The 18,638-nt window shown below is 70.6% G+C and carries 18 protein-coding genes; 8 read left to right on the forward strand and 10 right to left on the reverse strand.

Features of this window, described 5'->3' with window-relative positions; translation table 11 throughout:
- From FB453_RS34645 to FB453_RS24695, 4 genes are all read right to left on the reverse strand, one after another.
- The coding region (locus tag FB453_RS34645) for a glutamine synthetase (protein WP_222431411.1) at window positions 1-108 on the reverse strand (108 nt) is incomplete at its 3' end.
- Between the two features lie 190 nt (window positions 109-298).
- Entirely contained in the window at window positions 299-1,963 is a 1,665-nt protein-coding gene (locus FB453_RS24685; RefSeq protein WP_145793927.1) for a right-handed parallel beta-helix repeat-containing protein, read from the reverse strand.
- 96 nt (window positions 1,964-2,059) lie between these two features.
- Window positions 2,060-2,977, reverse strand: coding sequence for a manganese catalase (locus FB453_RS24690; protein WP_145793929.1), 918 nt, complete (start codon window positions 2,975-2,977; stop codon window positions 2,060-2,062).
- Window positions 2,978-3,138: 161 nt separating this feature from the next.
- Window positions 3,139-4,401, reverse strand: coding sequence for a cytochrome P450 (locus tag FB453_RS24695; protein ID WP_145793931.1), 1,263 nt, complete (start codon window positions 4,399-4,401; stop codon window positions 3,139-3,141).
- Window positions 4,402-4,577: 176 nt separating this feature from the next.
- On the opposite strand from FB453_RS24695, the gene FB453_RS24700 reads away from it, so the two are divergent.
- The 8 genes from FB453_RS24700 (at window position 4,578) to FB453_RS24740 (ending at window position 11,173) form a co-directional block, all read left to right on the forward strand.
- Window positions 4,578-5,339, forward strand: a complete 762-nt coding sequence (locus FB453_RS24700) for a cyclase family protein (RefSeq protein WP_145793934.1) — start codon at window positions 4,578-4,580, stop codon at window positions 5,337-5,339.
- 12 nt (window positions 5,340-5,351) lie between these two features.
- Window positions 5,352-6,998 (forward strand): thiamine pyrophosphate-binding protein, encoded by a 1,647-nt coding sequence (locus FB453_RS24705; RefSeq protein WP_145793937.1) that lies wholly within the window; start codon window positions 5,352-5,354, stop codon window positions 6,996-6,998.
- A gap of 108 nt (window positions 6,999-7,106) precedes the next feature.
- A complete protein-coding gene (locus tag FB453_RS24710) occupies window positions 7,107-7,490 on the forward strand; it encodes a VOC family protein (protein WP_145793939.1) in 384 nt (127 codons plus the stop codon).
- A gap of 220 nt (window positions 7,491-7,710) precedes the next feature.
- Complete coding sequence (locus tag FB453_RS24715; RefSeq protein WP_486480424.1) at window positions 7,711-8,571, forward strand: ANTAR domain-containing protein; 861 nt, start codon at window positions 7,711-7,713, stop codon at window positions 8,569-8,571.
- A gap of 363 nt (window positions 8,572-8,934) precedes the next feature.
- The gene (locus tag FB453_RS24725) at window positions 8,935-9,513 is read left to right on the forward strand and encodes an IS607 family transposase (RefSeq protein WP_145793944.1); all 579 of its coding nucleotides are present in this window, start codon (window positions 8,935-8,937) and stop codon (window positions 9,511-9,513) included.
- On the forward strand, window positions 9,510-9,986 hold the full coding sequence (locus FB453_RS34650) for a helix-turn-helix domain-containing protein (protein ID WP_222431402.1): 477 nt from the start codon (window positions 9,510-9,512) through the stop codon (window positions 9,984-9,986). The genes FB453_RS24725 and FB453_RS34650 overlap by 4 nt, the downstream gene beginning before the upstream one ends.
- Before the next feature lie 35 nt (window positions 9,987-10,021).
- A complete protein-coding gene (locus FB453_RS34655) occupies window positions 10,022-10,888 on the forward strand; it encodes an RNA-guided endonuclease TnpB family protein (RefSeq protein ID WP_486480445.1) in 867 nt (288 codons plus the stop codon).
- Window positions 10,889-10,936: 48 nt separating this feature from the next.
- Window positions 10,937-11,173 carry a hypothetical protein gene (locus FB453_RS24740; RefSeq protein WP_091400008.1) on the forward strand — a complete coding sequence of 79 codons (237 nt, stop codon included), beginning with the start codon at window positions 10,937-10,939 and terminating at the stop codon, window positions 11,171-11,173.
- A 128-nt stretch (window positions 11,174-11,301) separates the two neighbouring features.
- On the opposite strand, the gene FB453_RS24745 is transcribed toward FB453_RS24740, so the two are convergent.
- The 6 genes from FB453_RS24745 to FB453_RS24770 form a co-directional block, all read right to left on the reverse strand.
- Complete coding sequence (locus FB453_RS24745; protein ID WP_145793948.1) at window positions 11,302-12,600, reverse strand: NAD(P)/FAD-dependent oxidoreductase; 1,299 nt, start codon at window positions 12,598-12,600, stop codon at window positions 11,302-11,304.
- Window positions 12,601-12,756: 156 nt separating this feature from the next.
- Window positions 12,757-13,164 (reverse strand): four-helix bundle copper-binding protein, encoded by a 408-nt coding sequence (locus tag FB453_RS24750; RefSeq protein WP_145793951.1) that lies wholly within the window; start codon window positions 13,162-13,164, stop codon window positions 12,757-12,759.
- 134 nt (window positions 13,165-13,298) lie between these two features.
- Complete coding sequence (locus FB453_RS24755; protein ID WP_112588631.1) at window positions 13,299-13,757, reverse strand: hypothetical protein; 459 nt, start codon at window positions 13,755-13,757, stop codon at window positions 13,299-13,301.
- Window positions 13,758-13,760: 3 nt separating this feature from the next.
- The gene (locus FB453_RS24760) at window positions 13,761-16,196 is read right to left on the reverse strand and encodes a molybdopterin oxidoreductase family protein (protein WP_145793954.1); all 2,436 of its coding nucleotides are present in this window, start codon (window positions 16,194-16,196) and stop codon (window positions 13,761-13,763) included.
- Window positions 16,165-16,722 carry an HPP family protein gene (locus FB453_RS24765; RefSeq protein ID WP_145793956.1) on the reverse strand — a complete coding sequence of 186 codons (558 nt, stop codon included), beginning with the start codon at window positions 16,720-16,722 and terminating at the stop codon, window positions 16,165-16,167. The genes FB453_RS24760 and FB453_RS24765 overlap by 32 nt, the downstream gene beginning before the upstream one ends.
- An 82-nt stretch (window positions 16,723-16,804) precedes the next feature.
- Entirely contained in the window at window positions 16,805-18,598 is a 1,794-nt protein-coding gene (locus FB453_RS24770) for a thiamine pyrophosphate-requiring protein (protein WP_186718508.1), read from the reverse strand.
- Between the last annotated feature and the right edge of the window lie 40 nt (window positions 18,599-18,638).

Consider the following 18,638-nt stretch of genomic DNA (forward strand, 5'->3'; position numbering starts at 1 on the left):
CAGATTGAAGTGCTGCATCACGCCGGGCAGGTCACAGAAACGAACGTCGACGAACTTCACGTCCTCGTTCTTGAGGTATCGCAGCAGTTCCTCGGAATTGGCGAACATCAGTCTCCCGGAAGGCGTGATCCGATCATGGCCCGGTGCGGTGGGCGTGCCCGACCCGATCGGCACACCCCGCCTCGACCGTAAACGGCGGCGGCGGCGCGCGCCGCCGTTTGTCCGGCTTGCCTGTTGGCGTCCCGTGAGCGGGATTCGGCGGCCCGTATTCAGGGTGCCGCCCGGCCGGATCTTCAGATCACTGGTCTCCGTGGTTGCCCTCCCAGTGGCCACCCCCTGGGGGAGTGTCGGTCTGGATGGCGAACCGGTTGCCGTCGAGGTCGTTCTCCACGACGCGGCAGTTGACGCAGTCACCCCGATCGGTGATCAGGATTCCGTGGGTCTGGGTGTGGGACTTGGTGTCGCGGATCAGGTTGCCCCGGATGGTGACCGAGTCGGCGGCGGCATTGATCATGATGCCGGCCCGGCTGGTGGGAGCGGCCGGCAGTTCGTACGGTGTTCCGGGCGGCGGCGTGTCGGCGCTCCAACTGTTGGCGCTGCCGGGGCGGATCGGGGTGAGGGTGAGGATGGTGGCGTCGTTGGCGGCCACGACGGCGTACCGGTGGCCGACGCGGAGCACCTTGCCGCGGTGGCCGTCGGCAGGCCAGCTCACACGCTGGTCGACCAGGGTGTTCTGGCTGTAGCGGACCGATTCGCCACCCCCTTCGGCGGCCTCGGCGCACTGGCGGCCGTTGTTACGGATCCGATTGTTGATGATGACGGCGTCGGTCAGTGGGCGGTCGAAGCGGATCCCGTCGAGACTGTTGCCCCAGATGTCGTTGCTCTCGATGACGATCTCCTCGGCGGCGGCCTGATCGCCCTCACCGAGGTCCTGGTGGTGGTAGCCGTAGCGGCCGTTACCGGTGATCCGGTTGCCCCGCACCGTGTAGGGGCCGGCGGTGTTACCGATGCTGACTCCGTCACGCAGATTGCCGTCGAGGACGCAGTCGGTGAGCAGGCCGCCCTTGCCCGGGATGCCGGTGGTGCCCTTCGCCGATACCTGGAAGCCAGCCTCGAGGTTTCCGGTCATCGTGCACCCGGTGACGATGAGACCGTCGGCACCCCAGTCCGAGATGCCGAACCGGTTCGCCTCGGCGTGGCAGCCGACGATCCTGATCCCGCGCGGCTGGGGTCGATCGGGGTGCTGCATCTCCAGGAAGATCCCGTTGGTCGCGTTGCCGACCGTGACGCAGTTGGCGATGGTCAGCCTCTCCATCGCCCCCCATCCGCCGATGCCGACACCGATGCCCGCGCCGCCCATCTCGATGCCGTTGTCCATCCGGCCGCACTCGAGCACCCGGACCGCCTGGATCAGGGTGTCCTGGAGGAAGTCGCAGCCGAAGCCGGTGGCGGCGGTGTGGTGGATGAACAGGTTTCGAAACAGGCCACCGGTCACGTACTGCAACCCGAGCCCTTTGGCCAGCGGGTCGTACGCCGCCTGCGCCACTCCCGACCCGTCGATCTCGAAGTCCGCGAAGGTGCAGTAGGCAAGATGACGGTCCGGACTCGCCCCGTGCAGCTGCGCGGTGTAGAACGCCAGCGGTACCGCCTGGGACCGGTTGCCCTCGTTGCTCAGGACGAACCGGGTGGCGCCGGGCCCCGCGCCCATCAGCGACACCCCGCTGCGCCACACCGTGGCGGCGTCGCGGATGGCGTACACCCCGGGTGGGCAGTAGATCACCCGCGCCCGCCCGTCCGCGGCGAACGCGTCACCCAGTTGATCAACGAGCGCGGCGAGCGCGGGCTGGTCGTTGGTCGTACCGTTGCCGGTCAGGCCGTGATCCTGAGCATTGCAGAGCAGCGGGGCCCCGGCCACGGGATACGGACGTACCCCCGGGCTGGCCGGGGTCACCTGGCTCGGCACTGAAATCTCTCCCCTCGTGACCGCCTGTGGGCGACCGTTCCCTCAGCCTCGATGCGGCACCCGATCCTGTCCTCCCGGACGAAGACCGAGCTGGCGTTACTCGAGAGCGTCCTTGACCTTCTTCACGACGTTGGTGAGGCCCTGCTGGTGGGCGCCAGCGGCGTTGCCCGGCTTGCCCGGCCCCTGCGAGCCGTCGTAGGTGACGAACAGCTTCGGGTCCGGTGGTGGCGGCAACGGAGTGTCGTCGGTCAGTGCGACCGGTTCGGCCAGGCAGTCCAGGTCCGGTCCGCCGATGAGGCTGGGGCCCTGCGCCCACCGGCCTTCGCAGGCGCGGCTGTCGGTGCCGAAGCTCCAGAAGGTGTGGTTGTGATCGGCGTTCTCCTGGTCGCCGTTGGAATTCTCGATGCCGTGCTCGACGTAGCCGTCGGCGATGAGCTGCTCGATGCCGAGCAGCCACTGCTGCTGGTGGTAGGTGTCGCGGGCAAGGTTGAAGCGCAGCATCTCCTTCACACCCGGGTCGTCCGTCATACCCATCACCCGGCTGGTCTGTAGCCGGCTCTGCGCCTCGGCGGCGACGTTGGAGCGGAAGTCGGCGAGCAGGTTGCCGCTGGCGACGATGTAGCCGGCGTTCCACGGCACGCCCTGGCTGTCGCGCGGCAGCGGACCGCCGCCGCCGACAATCGCGTGCTGCGGATTCATGCCGCCGATGACGGCCGCAAGCACCGGATTGGCGGCCACGGCCTTCTCGGTCGTTTCGGCGGGGGCGCCTTCGAGCAGCCGGGCCAGCATCGTGGTGAGCATCTCGACGTGACCGATCTCCTCGGTCCCGATGTCCATGATCATGTCTTTGTACTTGCCGGGCACCCGGCAGGTCCAGCCCTGCCACAGGTACTGCATCATCACGGTCATCTCGCCGAACTGTCCGCCGAGAATCTCCTGAAGTTTCATGGCGAACAGGGCGTCGGGCTTCTCGGGCTTGGCTTGGAACTGCAGATGCTGGTCGTGGCGGAACACAGCGTTCTCCGATCGTGGCCAGCGCCGCCCTGCGCGGCGCTGGCCTTCCTGTTCCCAGCCCGGCGGCCCCCTGGTGCCGCGTCGTGGCCCCACCGGGTCATCGACCGCCACCGCCCTGCGCGCCCGGGATCAACCCCCGCCGGGCTACCAAGATCCGACCGTCAGCCCCACCGCTCGCTCTCGGTCCCGCACAGGTCGGTCACGACGAACCGGCTGCGGGGCAGCGTGGGGATTCGACGCAGCGAGATCGTCAGGTCCTGCTCGGGCACCCTGTAGTCCAGCCGTGCCAACCAGCCGGCGAAGGCCGCAAGCAGGGCCACTGTGACGTCCTCACCCGGGCAGCGGTGCCCGGTGCTGGGATCGGCCCCGCCCTGAGGGATGAGTTCGTACGGATCGGGAGTGCGCCCGACGAATCGCTGTGGGTCGAAGCGGTACGGGTCGGGCCACAGTCCCGGATCGTGGTTCTGACCGTAGATGTCGAGCAGGACGAGCGCCCCGGCGGGAACGCGATGGCCCTGCCAGGTCAGGTCGGTCACCGCCCGGCCACCGACGAACGGGGCGAACGGATAGAAACGGCGTACCTCGTGGGCGAAAGCGACAGCGTAGCCGGTGTCGCCAGCGCGCAAATGGTCGCGGTGTTCGGGCCAGCGGTGCAGCGCGTGTGCCGTGAACGCCACGAACCAGGACACCGCGACGGTGGGACGGATGATGTTGAGCAGCTCGACCGCGGCGAGCTTGGCGTCCACCAGCTGACCGTCCCGGTGGCGGTGCCCGGCGACCGCTTCCAGTGCGGATCCGGCAGGTGCGGTGACCACGCCCGCGCGGACCTGCTGGACGAGTTCGGCCAGCCACTCCTCCCGCCGCCCACGGGCGCGCCGTGCCCGCCAGTGTCGCGGGCCGAGCGTGGCGAAGCCGTCGACCAGGGCGGTCAGGTCGCGGGCCACGGGCCCGACAGCGGCATGGTCGAGTGGGATTCCAGCCCAGTCGCAGACGCCCTTGGTGATCGCGTGGCTCGCCTCGTCGAAGAGCACGACCTGCCGCCCGTCACCGCTCGTCGCGATCGCCTCGTTCCAGGCCGCGCCCACCTGGCCGACCAGTGCGGCAACCCGCCTCGGGTCGGTGAGCAGGAACAGGAACATCGCCTTGCGGTGACGATGGTCCGAACCGTCGAGGGTGTGCACAGCCCGGTGACCGAACAACGTTCCCTGTACCGGTTCCGGGATGGCCGCGTGCCGGCACACGTGTCGTTCGTCGTAGAAGAACCGCACCGCTTCGGGCCCACGGAGCGCCAGTGCGCGCTGACCCAGCACCCGGATCTGCACACTGGATGCGCCTCCACGTCTCAACAGCCCGGGCAGCCAGGCGTAGCCGTTGAGCAGCGCCCCGAGGGCGTCGTCCAGGTGTGGTCCGCGCTGGTCGGTCATGAGCGGGCAGTGCCCACAACGCCCGGCGCGAAACCCGCTCGACCGAGCCGAAGCGACAGTGTGAGCAGCAACCTGCGAGGTCGGCGGCGGCGAGTTCCGGGGCAGCGGTGTCCATCGCCCCAGGTGGCGTCGTTCGGCGGTCCATCGTGGAGGTGAGGCGGGTGTACCGTCGCCGCATGACGGTGCTGCAGGAGTTTGTCGCCGCTCTTTCCAGCGGCCGGATCCAGGTTGTCGACCTCACCGCTCCGCTCTCGGACCAGACCCCGATCCTGGGTCTGCCCGAGCAGTTCGGCCAGACCTGGCCGTTCCGGCTCAGCGAGATCAGCCGGTACGACGACCGTGGTCCGGCCTGGTACTGGAACAACTTCTCCACCGGCGAGCACACCGGCACCCACTTCGACGCCCCGGTGCACTGGGTCACCGGTCAACAGGGCGCCGACGTGTCGCAGGTCCCGGTGAGCCAGTTGATCGCCCCGGCAGTGGTGATCGACCACGCCGCCGACGCCGCCGACAACCCGGACTTCCTGCTGGAGGTCGAGCACGTCAAAGCATGGGAGGCGGAACATGGCGCCCTGCCCACCGGTGGCTGGCTGCTCTACCGCACGGGTTGGGACGCGTACGGCGACGACCCGGAGCGGTACGCCAACGCCGGGCGTACCCCGGGCATCTCCGTGGAGTGCGCCCGTTGGCTGGCCGAGGAGTCGCCGATCCAGGGCGTCGGGGTGGAGACGGTCGGGACCGACGCGGGGGCCGCGCACTCGTTCGACCCGCCGTTTCCGTGCCACTCGTTCCTGCTCGGCCAGGACAAGTACGGCCTGACCCAGCTCCGTAACCTGGCGCAGTTGCCGGCGACCGGCGCGGTGGTGATCGCCGGGCCGCTGCCTATCGTCTCCGGGTCCGGCAGCCCGTGCCGGGTCCTCGCGCTTGTCGAACGGTAGGCCGGACCACCGATGCGGGTAGCCGAGGTGGTCGGGCGGGTCCTGTACGGACACGGCGCACGGCACGTCTTCGGGGTGGTCGGCAGTGGCAACTTCCATGTCACGAACGCGCTCGTCGCGGCCGGCGCCCGGTTCGTGGCGGCGGCCCACGAGGGCGGCGCGGCGAGCATGGCCGACGGGTACGCCCGCACCGCCGGGACGGTGGGACTGCTCTCGGTGCACCAGGGTCCGGGCATCACCAACGCGCTGACCGGCCTCACCGAAGCCGCTAAGAGCCGTACCCCGATGGTGGTCCTGGCCCCGGAGGCGACCGCGCCGCGGTCGAACTTCTTCATCGACCTGCCGGCACTCGCCGCCGCGGTCGGGGCCGACTTCCACCGGGTACGCGCGACGCACGCGGCCGAGGACACGGGCGCGGCGTACCGGGCCGCCGCCCGGGGCGCGACGGTGGTGCTGGGCCTCCCGTTGGAGGTGCAGCAAGCGGTGACCGAAGCGTGGTCCGGCCCGGTCCCTGCGGTCGTGCCGACCCCGGTCAACGCCCCGCAGGTCGAGCCGTTGCTGGCCGCGCTCCAGGCCGCCCGTCGACCGGTTTTCATCGCCGGTCGGGGCGCCCGGGCGGCCCGGGAACCGCTGACCCGGCTCGCCGACGCGTGCGGCGCGCTGCTCGCGGTCTCGGCCGCGGCGAAGGGACTGTTCGCGGGGAACCCGTGGAACCTCGACGTGGCCGGTGGCTTCGCCACCCCGCTCACCGCTGAGCTGATCGGCACGGCTGATCTGGTCGTCGCGTGGGGCAGCACGTTGAACATGTGGACCACCCGGCACGGCGAACTGATCCCGCCCTCCGCCGTGGTCGTGCAGGTCGACCACGACCCGGCGGCGTTCGGAGTGAACCGCCCGGTCGACCTGACGGTGGCCGGCGAGGTGACGGCGGTCGCCGAGGCGCTGCTCGCCCGGCTCAGCGTCGGCTCCACCGGGCCTGGGGACGCCACCACCGGCGGGTGGCGTACGCCGGGGCTGGCACAACGGATCCGCGACCACGGCCGGTGGCGGACTGTTCCGTACCAGGATGAGGGCGGCGGTGCCCCGGCGACGATCGACCCGAGGACGCTCTCGACCGCCCTTGACGACCTGCTGCCGGCCGACCGGACGGTGGTGGTCGACTCGGGCAACTTCATGGGCTACCCGTCGATGTGGCTAGACGTGCCGGACGTGACTGGATTCTGTTTCACCCAGGCGTTCCAGTCGGTCGGGCTCGGTCTGGCCAGTGCTCTCGGCGCGGCGGTCGCCCGCCCGGACCGGCTCACCGTCGCCGCGTTGGGCGACGGTGGCTTCGTCATGTCCGCGACCGAACTGGTCACCGCCGTCCGGCTGGCGCTACCCCTGCTCGTGGTGATCTACGACGACGCGGCGTACGGCGCCGAGGTGCACCACTTCGGCCCGGATGGGCACCCGTTGGAGACGGTCACCTTCCCCGAGACCGACCTGGCTGCGATCGCCCGTGGTTACGGTTGCGCCGGATTGACCGTCCGGACCGTCGACGACCTCGGGCCGGTACGCCACTGGCTCGCTGGTGCCCGTACCCGGCCGCTGGTGATCGACGCCAAGGTCAGCGCTGCGCGCGGCTCCTGGTGGTTGGAGGAGGCGTTCCGTGGCCACTAGGCCACCGCCGTAGGTATGGGCGGCCAGCCCCCAGCGCTCCCGGGCGTCAGCCGGGCAACGCCCGGTCAGGTCGATGACAGGGTGTCACAGCTGACGTACGTTGGCGCGGTGGCAACTCATTGGACCCTGGGATGCGATGCCGACGATCCCCAGCAGATCGCTGCTTTCTGGGCGTTGGCCCTCGGCTACGTCAAGGAGCCCGGTTTCGACGAGCCCGACAACGCGTCCATCGTCGATCCGGACGGCCGGGGCCCTGCCATCAGCTTCCTCAAGGTCCCCGAGGGAAAGTCCGCCAAGAGCCGAATGCACATCGACATCCGGGTGGCAGGTCCCGGCTCCGGGGACATGACCGAGCGCGCCCGGTTGATCCGGCAGAAGGTGCCCGAACTGGTTGCCGCCGGCGCGACTGTGGTCCGCGAGGAGTGGTACGGCGATGTCCTCGGGCACGTCGTCATGCATGACCCCGAGGGCAACGAGTTCTGCGTCGCGTGATGCCACGATCAGGGTCGATGTCGAGGCTGCGAGGGAGGGGAGGTTGAGCGACTACTGTCCGGTGGTCTCGGCGGTGCGCTGCACCATGGCTTGAGCGACCTCGCGGACGGTGCGGTTGGTTGTTCGATGACAGGCCGCTTCTTGGCGATGCGAGGGCGGCACGCCGCCACCGCGGACGTGGATGGCAGCCGACGTTCCGGTACGGGTAGGCTGAAATTCTGTGGCACGGCGCCTTCGATGGGCGTCGTCGAGACCAGCGTCAAGAAGCGGCGCGGATCCCGGACTCCGCCTGAAGAGTCCTGCAGCGATCCGCGCACCCCACCCCAGGCACCTGGTGGTGATACGCGCCCTCGTTAAGGACGCTTTGATGACGCACGTCGAACCCATGGACCCGCATGAGGCGTTCGCCGAGCTCGGCCGTATTCGACTCGCCGACGTTGACATCGACGCCCTGCTGGAAAAGATCGCGCTACTGGCCAAGCGCACGATCCCCGGGGCCAGTGAGGTCAGTGTCACCCTGCTGCACGGCAACAAGCCGCAGACCGCCGCATTCACCGGCGAGCTCGCCCGCGCCCTGGACGAGAAGCAGTACGAACGTGGCTACGGTCCGTGCCTGCAGGCCGCTGAAAGCACCTCCAGTCTGATCGTGCCGGACACCGGCACCGAGCAGCGGTGGCCCGGCTGGGCCCAGACCGCCGCCCAGGCCGGTGCGCACAGCTCCCTGTCGGTCGGGTTGCCTGTGCACGAGCACGTCACCGGTGCGCTGAACATCTACGCCACCACACCGAACGCCTTCGACGACGACGCGATCGCGATCGCTCAGACGTTCGCCGGGTTCGCCGCCGTCGGCCTGGCCAACGCCCACCTGTACGAAACTCAGGCCACCCTGGCCGGGCACATGCAGAAGGCGATGGAGAACCGCGCCGTCATCGAACAGGCCAAAGGCATCATCATGGGTGAGCGTCGTTGCACCCCCGAGCAGGCCTTCGCCATCCTGAGCAAAATGTCGCAGGACAGCAACCGCAAAGTACGCGACGTCGCCTCGGCGATGGTCGAGCACGCACGCCGCCCACAGCCATAGCAGACCGGCCCACCGTCCGGGAAGCCAGCGCCGCTTCAGCAGCACCGGCGGGACCGTTTGCTGTTGGAGCCGGAGGGTTGGTGGGAATTCATGACTACGCCTGAGCAGAGTCAGCAGGAGAGAGCCCTCGAGACCGGCGCTGTGTATCAGGACGCCGAGGGGCGCCGAACGACCGATCCCGGCTCCGGGGCCGCGAACGCCGACAGCGAGGCCGACCGCAACGCGGAGCACCTGAGGCGGGGCGAGGTCGGGCCGCGCGTCCCGGAGGAGTAGCGGGCCGGGGTGTGTGGAAACCACCTGGGGGTTGACTGCTGCTAACACATGGGTCGTCAGCAGTGCTCACTAGTTGTCTTAGTGGGCAGCGTGAACTTGAAGGAGTGGGCGGCGGCTACCGGCGTCTCGTACGCGACCGCTCGGCGGCGTTACGAGTCCGGGACGCTGCCTGTTCCCGCGTATCGACTCGGTCGGCTGATCATGGTCGGTGAGCCGTTGACCGGTGCGAGCACCGGGGCCGGGCAGACCGTCGTGTACGCGCGTGTGTCGTCGGTCGACCGGGAGCCGGACCTGGACCGGCAGGTCGCCCGGGTCACGGTGTGGGCGACCGGGCAGTGCCTGGCGGTGGATCGGGTGGTGACCGAGGTCGGTTCGGCGCTCGACGGGCACCGCGAGGAGTTCCTCGCGTTGCTGCGCGACCCGGGCGTGTCGACGATCGTGGTCGAGCACAGGGGCCGCTTCGCCCGCTTCGGCGGCGAGTACGTCGAGGCCGCTCTTGCCGCGCAGGGCCGCCGTCTCCTGGTGGTCGACTCGGGCGAGGTGGACGACGATCTCGTGGGTGACGTTTCCGAGATCCTGACGTCGCTGTGCGTCCGCCTGTACGGCCGCCGCGCCGGCGCGGACCGTGCCCGTCGCGCGGTCGAGGCCGCCACCGGGGACCGGGCGTGAAGACGATTCAGGCGTACCGGTTCGCTCTGGACCTCACCGGCGGGCAGGAACGTGACGTGTTGGCGCATGCCGGGGCGGCCCGGGTGGCCCACAACTGGGCGCTGGCCAGGGTCAAGGCGGTCATGGATCAGCGGGCCGCCGAACGCACCTACGGCGTGTCGGAGGAGATGCTGACCCCGACCTTGTCGTGGACGCTGCCCGCGCTGCGTAAGGCGTGGAACGTCGCCAAGCCCGACGTCGCGCCGTGGTGGCGGGAGTGCTCGAAGGAGGCGTTCAACACCGGCCTCGACGCCCTCGCTCGCGCGTTGAAGAACTGGGCCGACTCACGCTCAGGTAAGCGCGCCGGCCGGCCGGTCGGGTTCCCGAGGTTCAAGTCCCGCCGCCGCACCATCGCGTCCGTGCGGTTCACCACCGGGACGATCCGGGTCGAGTCCGACCGCAAGCATGTGGTGCTGCCCGGCTGGGCCGGCTGAAGCTGCATGAGTCCGCCCGCAAGCTCGCCCGCCGCATCGACAACGGCACCGCCCGAATCATGTCCGCCTGCGTGCGACGTGACGGCGGCCGGTGGCACGTCGCTTTCTGCGTCGAGGTCGAGCGCCCCGAGCGGCTACCCGCCCGGCCGGGCGCGGTGCTCGGCGTCGACGTCGGCATAAGGCACCTAGCGGTGCTGTCAACCGGCAAGCTGATCGACAACCCACGATACCTGACGACCGCGCACCAGCGGATGCGGGCGCTCGGTCGGGCGCTGGCGCGCAAAACCGGCCCGGACCGGCGCACCGGCCGACGCGCCTCGAAGCGGTGGGAGCGAGCCGCAGCCCGGCTCGGCCGGGCGCATGCCCGGGTGGCGAACCTGCGCCGCGACGGACTGCACAAGCTCACCACCCGACTGACCCGCGAATACGGCACGGTCGTAATCGAAGACCTCAACGTCACCGGGATGCTGCGCAACTGCAAGCTGGCCCGGCACATCGCCGACGCCGGGTTCGCCGAGATCCGCCGGCAACTAGCCTACAAGACCGGGTGGAACGGCGGCCGGCTGATCCTGGCCGACCGCTGGTATCCCTCCTCCAAGACGTGCTCGGGCTGCGGCGCGGTGAAAACCAAACTCGCCCTGTCCGAGCGTGAATACCAGTGCGAATCGTGTGGCCTGGTCCTCGACCGGGACCTCAACGCCGCCCGCAACCTGGCCGCGCTCGCGGCTAACGCAACAACCGCCGGGAGTGGCCCGGCGCCTGGACGTGGAGCCGACCGCAAGACCCCGCTCGCGGGGCTGGTGGCATTGAAGCGTCAACCCGGCACCGCACCAGCGGGTCAGACCGGGACCGTCTCACCGCAAGGCGAGACTGCCAATCGCGTGCTCGCCAGAGCGCACTGAGAGGCAACGGTAGCGGTAGAGGGCGAGCAAACCCCCGAGGAGGACGAGATGACCGATCCCAGGTACGTACCGGTCGGACTGGCCGCCGCCGGACGGCTGATCGACGACGACGGCGCGGACGCCGGCCCCGCCGGGGAGATCGTCGGCGCTGACGACGCGAAGGCGGACGCCGCCCGGACCGGTGCAGACGTGGACCTGTCCCACGCGGCACGCGACGGCGACGGCACCCCGACCGGCGCGGCGGATGCCGAAGCCGACCGTGACAGAGCCGCCGGCGGCGAGTGACCCGACGAGGCGCCGGTTGGCCCGCCCCGCCGCCTCTCGGCGGCGGGGCGGCTCGCGTTCCAGACCGATCAACCGGCAGCCCTCGCCGTGGGTACCGGCTCACTGCCCGCACCGGCCCCCGGGGCAGGTCAGCGGCGGGCGAGTTCCGGGGCGGCGGTGTCCAGGGGCACGGCGGCATCGGGCACCAGGCCGAGTTGCACGCTCGGCCGGGATCCGACGGCGGCGAAAAGCCAGTCGGCGGCGGTGCGGGCGCGATTGGCGGGCAGGGACAGCAGGTGGTAGCCGCGCGCCATGGCGCGGGCCGGTAGCCCGGACAGGGGTACGTGCAGAGGGTTCGCGGTGGCCTGCCACCCGCCGAGGTCCACCACGAAACCCAGGTCACGGTGCCGGTACGGGCGGCGTCGGCCGACCCCGTACGAGGCGGCGATGTTGTCGGCGGCCAGACGGCCCTGCCGCACGGCATGCTGGGCGGTCATCGGGGTGATCTCACCGGGTCGGGCGGGGTCGGGTACGGCGGCGGCGTCGCCGCAGGCCAAGATCTCCGGGTGGCCGGGCACGGTCAGGTACTCGTCGACGGTGACCCGCCCGCGGGTCGTCGGCAGTCCGGTGGCCTCGACGAGCGGGTCGGGCCGTACCCCGACGCACCACACCAGGGTCCGGGACGGCAGGAACCGGCCGTCGGAGAGCTGAACTCCGTCGGCGGTGGCCTCGGTGACCGATGTGCCCAGGCACACCTCGATCCCGCGCTCGCGCAGCACCCGCTCGGCTGCCCGCGACATCCGGTCGGCGAGGCCGGGCAGGACCCGGTCGGCGGTGTCCAGCAGCAACCAGCGTGGACGGATCCCGTCCAGCCGTGGGTGGTGGCGGACGATCTCGTCGGTGAACAGCTGCCCCTGGGCGGCGACCTCGGTGCCGGTGTAGCCGGCGCCGACCACGACGAAGGTGCAGCGTGCCTCCCGTTCGGTCGGGTCGTCGGTGGCGTCGGCCAGTTCGATCTGCTGGATCAGCCGCTCCCGCAGGTACACCGCCTCCGGGATGCCACGGAAGCCGTGCGCGTGGTCGGCGACTCCGGGGATCGGCAGCAGCTTGTTGACGCTGCCGGCGGCCAGGACAAGGCGGTGGTACGACAACCGGCTGGTGCGCCCTTCCGGGTCCACGTAGGACAGGGTCCGCCCGTCGGTGTCGATGCCGTCGACCTCACCGAGGACCACTTGCACCCCGGGCAGGGTGTCGGCCAGTGACACGGTGACCCGGCGCGGGTCGAGCACGCCACCGGAGACCTCGGGCAGCAGCGGCAGATACAGGAAGTAGTCGGTCGGGTTGACCAGCACCACGTCGGCGGCGCCGCGCGAGACGCGGGCCAGCCGGCGCGCGGCGTGGAAGCCGGCGAATCCCGCGCCGACGATGACGATCCTGGGTCGGGCCATGACGGTTCCCCTCAACGGTCGACTGTCGTTCCTCGTCTCGTTCAGGTGGTAACCCCATGCTGAAGGCGGAAACGTCCGAATCCTGGAACCGGGTGCCGGCTGGCGCCGTTTGCGCCTCCCATCGTCGGGAGAGCGGCCGGCACCCCTGCCTGTTGCTCAGCTCATGGTCGCCAACAGGTCCCGGCAGGCCCGCTCGCACGCCCGACACGCCTCGGCGCAGACCCGGCAGTGTTCGTGCTTGTCGGCGTGAGCGGCGCACTCGTCCCCACACGACTTGCAGGCGGTCGCGCACGCCTCCAGCAGACTGCGGCTGATGTTCGCGTCGTAGCCGGTGTGTCGGGACAGCACCCGAGCGGTAGTGGTGCAGATGTCGGCGCAGTCCAGGTCCGTGCGGATGCACTTGGTCAACTCGGTGACCATGTCCTCGCTCAGGCAGGCGTCCGCGCACGCGGTGCAGGCCTGGGCACAGTCGTTGAGCGCGTCGATCGCCGCGGCCAGCTTCGCGCGGTCCAGGTTGATCGATTTGGGGTACGTCTCCAGCATCGCCATGGTGGTGCTCGGCATCAGGAATCCCTCTCTCTCTCTCTCTCTCGGTTCCTGATGCCCTACCCGAAGAGCCTCGGGACACACCGGGTGGCCGCCGGCGGCCACCCGGCGGACCAGCGGACCGTAGCGGCCGCCTGCCCCGGTCGGCGCCGTCAGTCGGCGACGACGAGCGCCTGGGGCGCGGCGGCCTTCATCCGGGTACGCAGCCACTTGAGCTGGATCGCGGTCTCTCCCTCGCAGCGCAGGACGACCGCGAGCAGTTCTTTGTCGCGGGCACCGTAGGCGGCCTGGCCGACGACGGTCCAGGTGATGTCGCACTCGGCGGCCATCAGGTAGAGGTCCTGGAGGTCCCGCAGGAGGCCGATGCCGCCGGTGCGGGTGCCGGTGAACAGTTGCGAGTGCAGCCGGTCGGGTTCGTCGGGAGCGTCCTCGGAGTAGCGGACCACGAACGGGTGCAGCTGTTCAGCGTGTGCGTCGCAGCGCTTCGCCTGCTGCTGGCAGAGGTGCTCGATGTCCGGTTCCTCGGCGTGCGCGTCGGCGACCTGCCGGAACGCGTCGGCCAGGTTGACCTGCGCGCGGTGCAGGAGACCGAGGTAGTGGGCGAGGTGCACGGCTCACTCCTTCCCGCTGGTGGCCTCGGCTGCCGGCCCACCGACGGTGGGCGGCACGTCAGCGTCCGCTGGTGGTGCGCTGCCGCCGACGGTCGGTGCCGGCGAGGGTACGCCCCGCCCGTCGGCGAGTTTCGCCACCGCCACGGCGGCGACCTTGAAGAGGGGCTGCTTGGACACCGGGTCCCAGGCGGTGATGGTCAGCTCGTTCGCCGCCCGCGGGGTGCGGTCGGTGGGGTCCTGGTCGAAGTAGCCGTAGTGGAACGGCAGGAAGACGACCCCGGGGCGGATGCCGCAGAGCCGGGCGCGGGCCTGGATGGCGCCGCGGGCCGAGGAGATGCCCACCAGATCGCCTTCGACGATGCCGAACCGGGCCGCGTCGGCGGGGTTCAACTCGACCCACACGTCCGGTGCCGCCTGGTTGAGTTGTGGGGCGCGGCCGGTCTTGGTGCGGGTGTGGAACTGGTAGACGGTGCGGCCGGTGGTGAGGAGCAGCGGACGCTCGTCGTCGGGCACCTCAGGTGAGGGCTGGTAGTCGACGGTGTGCAGGAACGCCCGCCCGTCCGGTTCCTTGGCCCGGTATTCCGCCTCGGTGAACTCCGCACCGGTGGCCAGGTCATGACCGTACGTCTCGCAGTAGTCGGGTTCGGTGTGGAAATGTCCGTCGGTGTAGAGGCGCTCCGTGCCGTCGGGATGCTCGTCGGTGCAGGGCCACTGAATGCCGGAGCCGCCGCGCAGCTTCTCGTAGGTGATCCCGGTGTAGTCGCACGGTCGGCCCCGCGAACACTCCTTCCACGCCTCGAACACCTCCTCCGGCCCGCTCCAGTCGATCAGCGGCTGGCCGTCGCGGTCGCGGAAGTCCATCCGGCGGGCGTAGTCGAGGAAGATGTCCAGGTCCGGGCGGGCCTCCCCGGGCGGGTCGACGGCCTTGTCGGAGATGTGCACGGTCCGGTCGACGCTGGTGAACGTGCCGGTCTTCTCGCCCCAGGTGGCGGCGGGCAGCACGACGTCGGCCAGCTCGGCGGTCTCGGTGAGGAAGAGATCCTGGACCACCACGAACAGCTCCGGCCGGGTCAGGATCTGCCGGATCCGGTGCAGCTCCGGCAGTGAGACGGCCGGGTTGGTGGCGGAGATCCAGAGCAGTTTGATCGAGCACTGCTCGGCGTACCGGAAGATCTGCATGGCGTGCGTCGGCGGCGCCCAGTGCGGAATGGTGTCCACATCCACGTTCCACAGCCGGGCCAACTCCTCGACGTGCCGCTCGTTGTCCCAGTTGCGCAGGCCGGGCAGGTCGCCGTCGGCGCCGGTCTCCCGGGTGTTCTGGGCGGTGGGCTGGCCGTTCATCTGGTAGATCCCGGCGCCGGGCCGTCCGATCATGCCGCGAACCAGGTGCAGGTTGTTGACGCCGCAGGCGGCGGCGGTGGCCTGATTCGACTGGTAGAAGCCCTGCAACACTGTCGACAGCAACCGCTGCGAGGCGCCGAGCAGTTCGGCGGCGCGCTCCACATCGGCGGCCGGTACGTCGCAGATGTCGGCGACCCGCGACGGTGGGTAGCCGTCGACGATCCGGCACAGCTCGTCGAAACCCAGCGTGTGCGCCTCGACGTAGTCGTGGTCGTACCAGCCGCGCCGGATGATCTCCCGGAGCAGGCCGTTCATCAGGGCCACGTTCGTGCCGTTACGCACCGCCAGGTGCACATCGGCCTCCCGGGCGACCGGGGTGGCGCGTGGGTCCACCGCCAGCATCGCCGGCGGGTTGGGGCCACGGCGTCGGTCCAGCATCCGCATCCACAGCACCGTCTGCGTCTCGGCGACGTTGTGACCCCACAGCGCGATCGCGTCGCAGTGGTCCACGTCGGTGTACGAGCCGGGCTGCCCGTCGGTGCCGAAGCTCGCCTTCATCGCCGCCGCCGCGGTGGCCGTGCACAACCGGGTGTTGCCGTCCATGTGCGGCGTACCCAGACCGGCCTTACCGATCACACCCAGCGTGTAGTACTCCTCCAGGAACAGTTGGCCGGTGGTGTAGAACCCGAAGTGCCCCCACCCACCCGGCCCGTCGAGGAGTTCCTTCGACCGGGCCACGATCCGGCCCATCGCCGTGTCCCAGTCCGACTCGACCAGGCGATCGCCGTCGCGGACCAGCGGCCGGGTCAACCGGTCCGGGCTGTGGTTGGCCTGCCAGCCGTACAGGTCCTTCGGGTCGACCCGCCCCCGGTTGATCCGGTCCACGGCCCGCCCGCGCACACCGACGATCCGCCCGTCGGCGACGCCGATGTCCAGCGCGTCGCCGTTGGAGTGCAGCACCGACGCCGACTGCACCCACCGGTCCACGTCGGCATCGGTCCGTCCGTCGGCCAGGTACCGGTCCACCCGCACCGGCCACTGCTGTCCCGGCCCGTACGGGGTCCGCTCACCCCACGGGTCGGCGATCCGGTCCACCACGATGTCCTCCTCCCGGTGACGGCGCGGGCGCCGCCCACAGCGGCATCGGTCGGCCCGACACCCGTCCGTACAGCCAGTCGACGACCGTGACCAGCACCACCGCGCCGGCCACGACGAGCAACTGGGTCGGGGTACGGAGCAGGCCCAGGCTCACGATCAGTGTCGTCGCCCCTGCCGGGGCGTGCGACGCCTTCAGCAACACCAGGACCGATGCGGTCACCGCCAGCGACCCGGCCACCGCCACGATCCTCAACCCGGTCACCCCCTCCTGGAGCGCCGAGGGTTCGTCGGCAAGCCCGCAGGCCACCAGGAACAGGTACCCGGCCAGCAGGGCCACCCCGTGCCCGATGAACGTGTTGCGCGGAGAGGACTCGGGCGATCCCGGCTTCTCCAGTTGCAACATCACCGCCGGCCCCAGACTGGGGAACAGCCACGGCTGATGAGTGACGAGGGCGACCAGCCCAGCGAGCACCACCGCCAGCGCGCCGCCCGCGAAGGCGTGCGCGGAGCGCCTCGCTCGGCCCATCACGTTCCCCCTGTCGCTCGTGCCGCTCCGCGTCTGCTCAGGGATACTTCTCCCGAATCTTGTTCGTCATGCCTGCCCGGTCTCACTGCGGATCGTCGAAGCCTTCGGTGGCCCGTTCGCGGCGCAAATGCGCCAGCGCCCGCCGGCCCAGGTCGGTGTTCTCCCGACCGAGCGCCTCGTACATGGTGGCGACCTTCTGGTAGGGCTGCGCGGGCGGAAGCAGCGGGATCGCCGGGTCCACGATCGCTTCGATCAGCGTCGGCCGGTCCGCCGACAGGGCCTCGTCCCAGGCGGTGTCGACCTCGGTCGGGGTGGTGACCCGAACGCCGCGCAGACCCAGCAACTCGGCCCACCGGGCGTACGGCGCGTCGGGCAGGCGCTGGGAGTCGACGAAGCGGGGATCGCCCTCCATCTCCCGCTGCTCCCAGCTCACCTCGGCCAGGTCGCGGTTGTGCAGCACCAGCACCACGAACCGGGGGTCCGCCCAGTCCCGCCAGCGGTGCGCCACCGTGAGCAACTCGGCCAGCCCGTTCATCTGCATCGCCCCGTCCCCGGCCAGCGCCACCACCGGTCGGTGCGGGGTGGCGAGCTTCGCGGCCAGCCCGTACGGCAGCGCCGAACCCATCGAGGCCAGGGTGCTGGACAGGTGCGCGTCCACTCCGACGGGCAGCCGCAGGTGTCGGGCGTACCAGTAGGTCACCGACCCGACATCCACCGCCACCTGCGCGTCTGCGGGTAGCCGGTCGGTGAGGGCGTGCAGGACGTACTGCGGGTTCACCGGCTCGGCGGTGGCCGTCGCCCGCTGTCGGGCGATGTCTCGCCAGCGGGTCACCTCGCCCTCGACGCGCTGACGCCAGCTCCGGTCGGACCGCCTGGTGAGCAGCGGCAGCAGCGCCCGGATGGTCTCGGCGGCGTCGCCGAGCAGCGGCACCTCCACGGGGTAGCGCATGCCCAGGCGTCGACCGTCGATGTCGATCTGCACCGCCCGGGCCTGCCCCGGTGCCGGGTAGAACTCCGACCAGGGATCGTTGCTGCCGACGATCAGCAGGGTGTCGCACTCGTTCATCAGCATGCTGCTGGCGGTGCTGCCCAGGTGACCCATCACGCCGGTGTGAAAGGGCAGCGACTCGTCCAGCACCGGCTTGCCCAGCAGCGACGCCGTCACGCCGGCGCCGAGCGCCTCGGCCAGCTCGACCACCTCGCCGGCGGCGGCTCGGGCACCCTGCCCCACCAGGATCGCCACCCGCTCCCCGGCGTCGAGCAGGTCCGCGGCTGCCCGCAGATCATCGGCGCGGGGCCGCAGCTCGGGCACCGGCAACCCGGGGTTGGTCACCATGATCCCGTGCTCCTGTGCGCCGAGGTCCGGGGCCGGGGCGGTCTGCACGTCGTGCGGCAGGATCACACAGGTCGGGCTGCGGGTCGCCAGGGCGGTGCGGATCGCCCGGTCGAGCAGCATCGGCAGCTGCTCCGGGGTGTACGCGGTCTGCACGAACTGTGCGCACACATCGCCGTAGAGACGTACCAGGTCGATCTCCTGCTGGTAGCCGCTGCCCAGCACGGACGTCACCTGCTGGCCGACCAGGGCGAGCACCGGCTGGGAGTCCAGCCGGGCGTCGTAGAGGCCGTTGAGCAGATGCACCGCGCCCGGTCCCTGGGTCGACAGGCACACCCCCAGCCCGCCGGTGTACTTGGCGTGCCCGCAGGCCATGAACGCCGCCGTCTCCTCGTGCCGGGCCTGCACGAACTCCGGCCGACCGGCCCGACGCAGGGCCCCCATCACCCCATCGATACCGTCCCCCGAGTAGCCGAAGACCCGGTCCACGCCCCAGTCGGCCAACCGAGCCACCACCAGGTCCGCCACCGTCGCGTCCGCCACCGTCGCCTCCTCGCCTCGACCGCCCTCCAGCATGTGCCCT

It is taken from the genome of Micromonospora sp. CNZ322 (assembly GCF_007827755.1).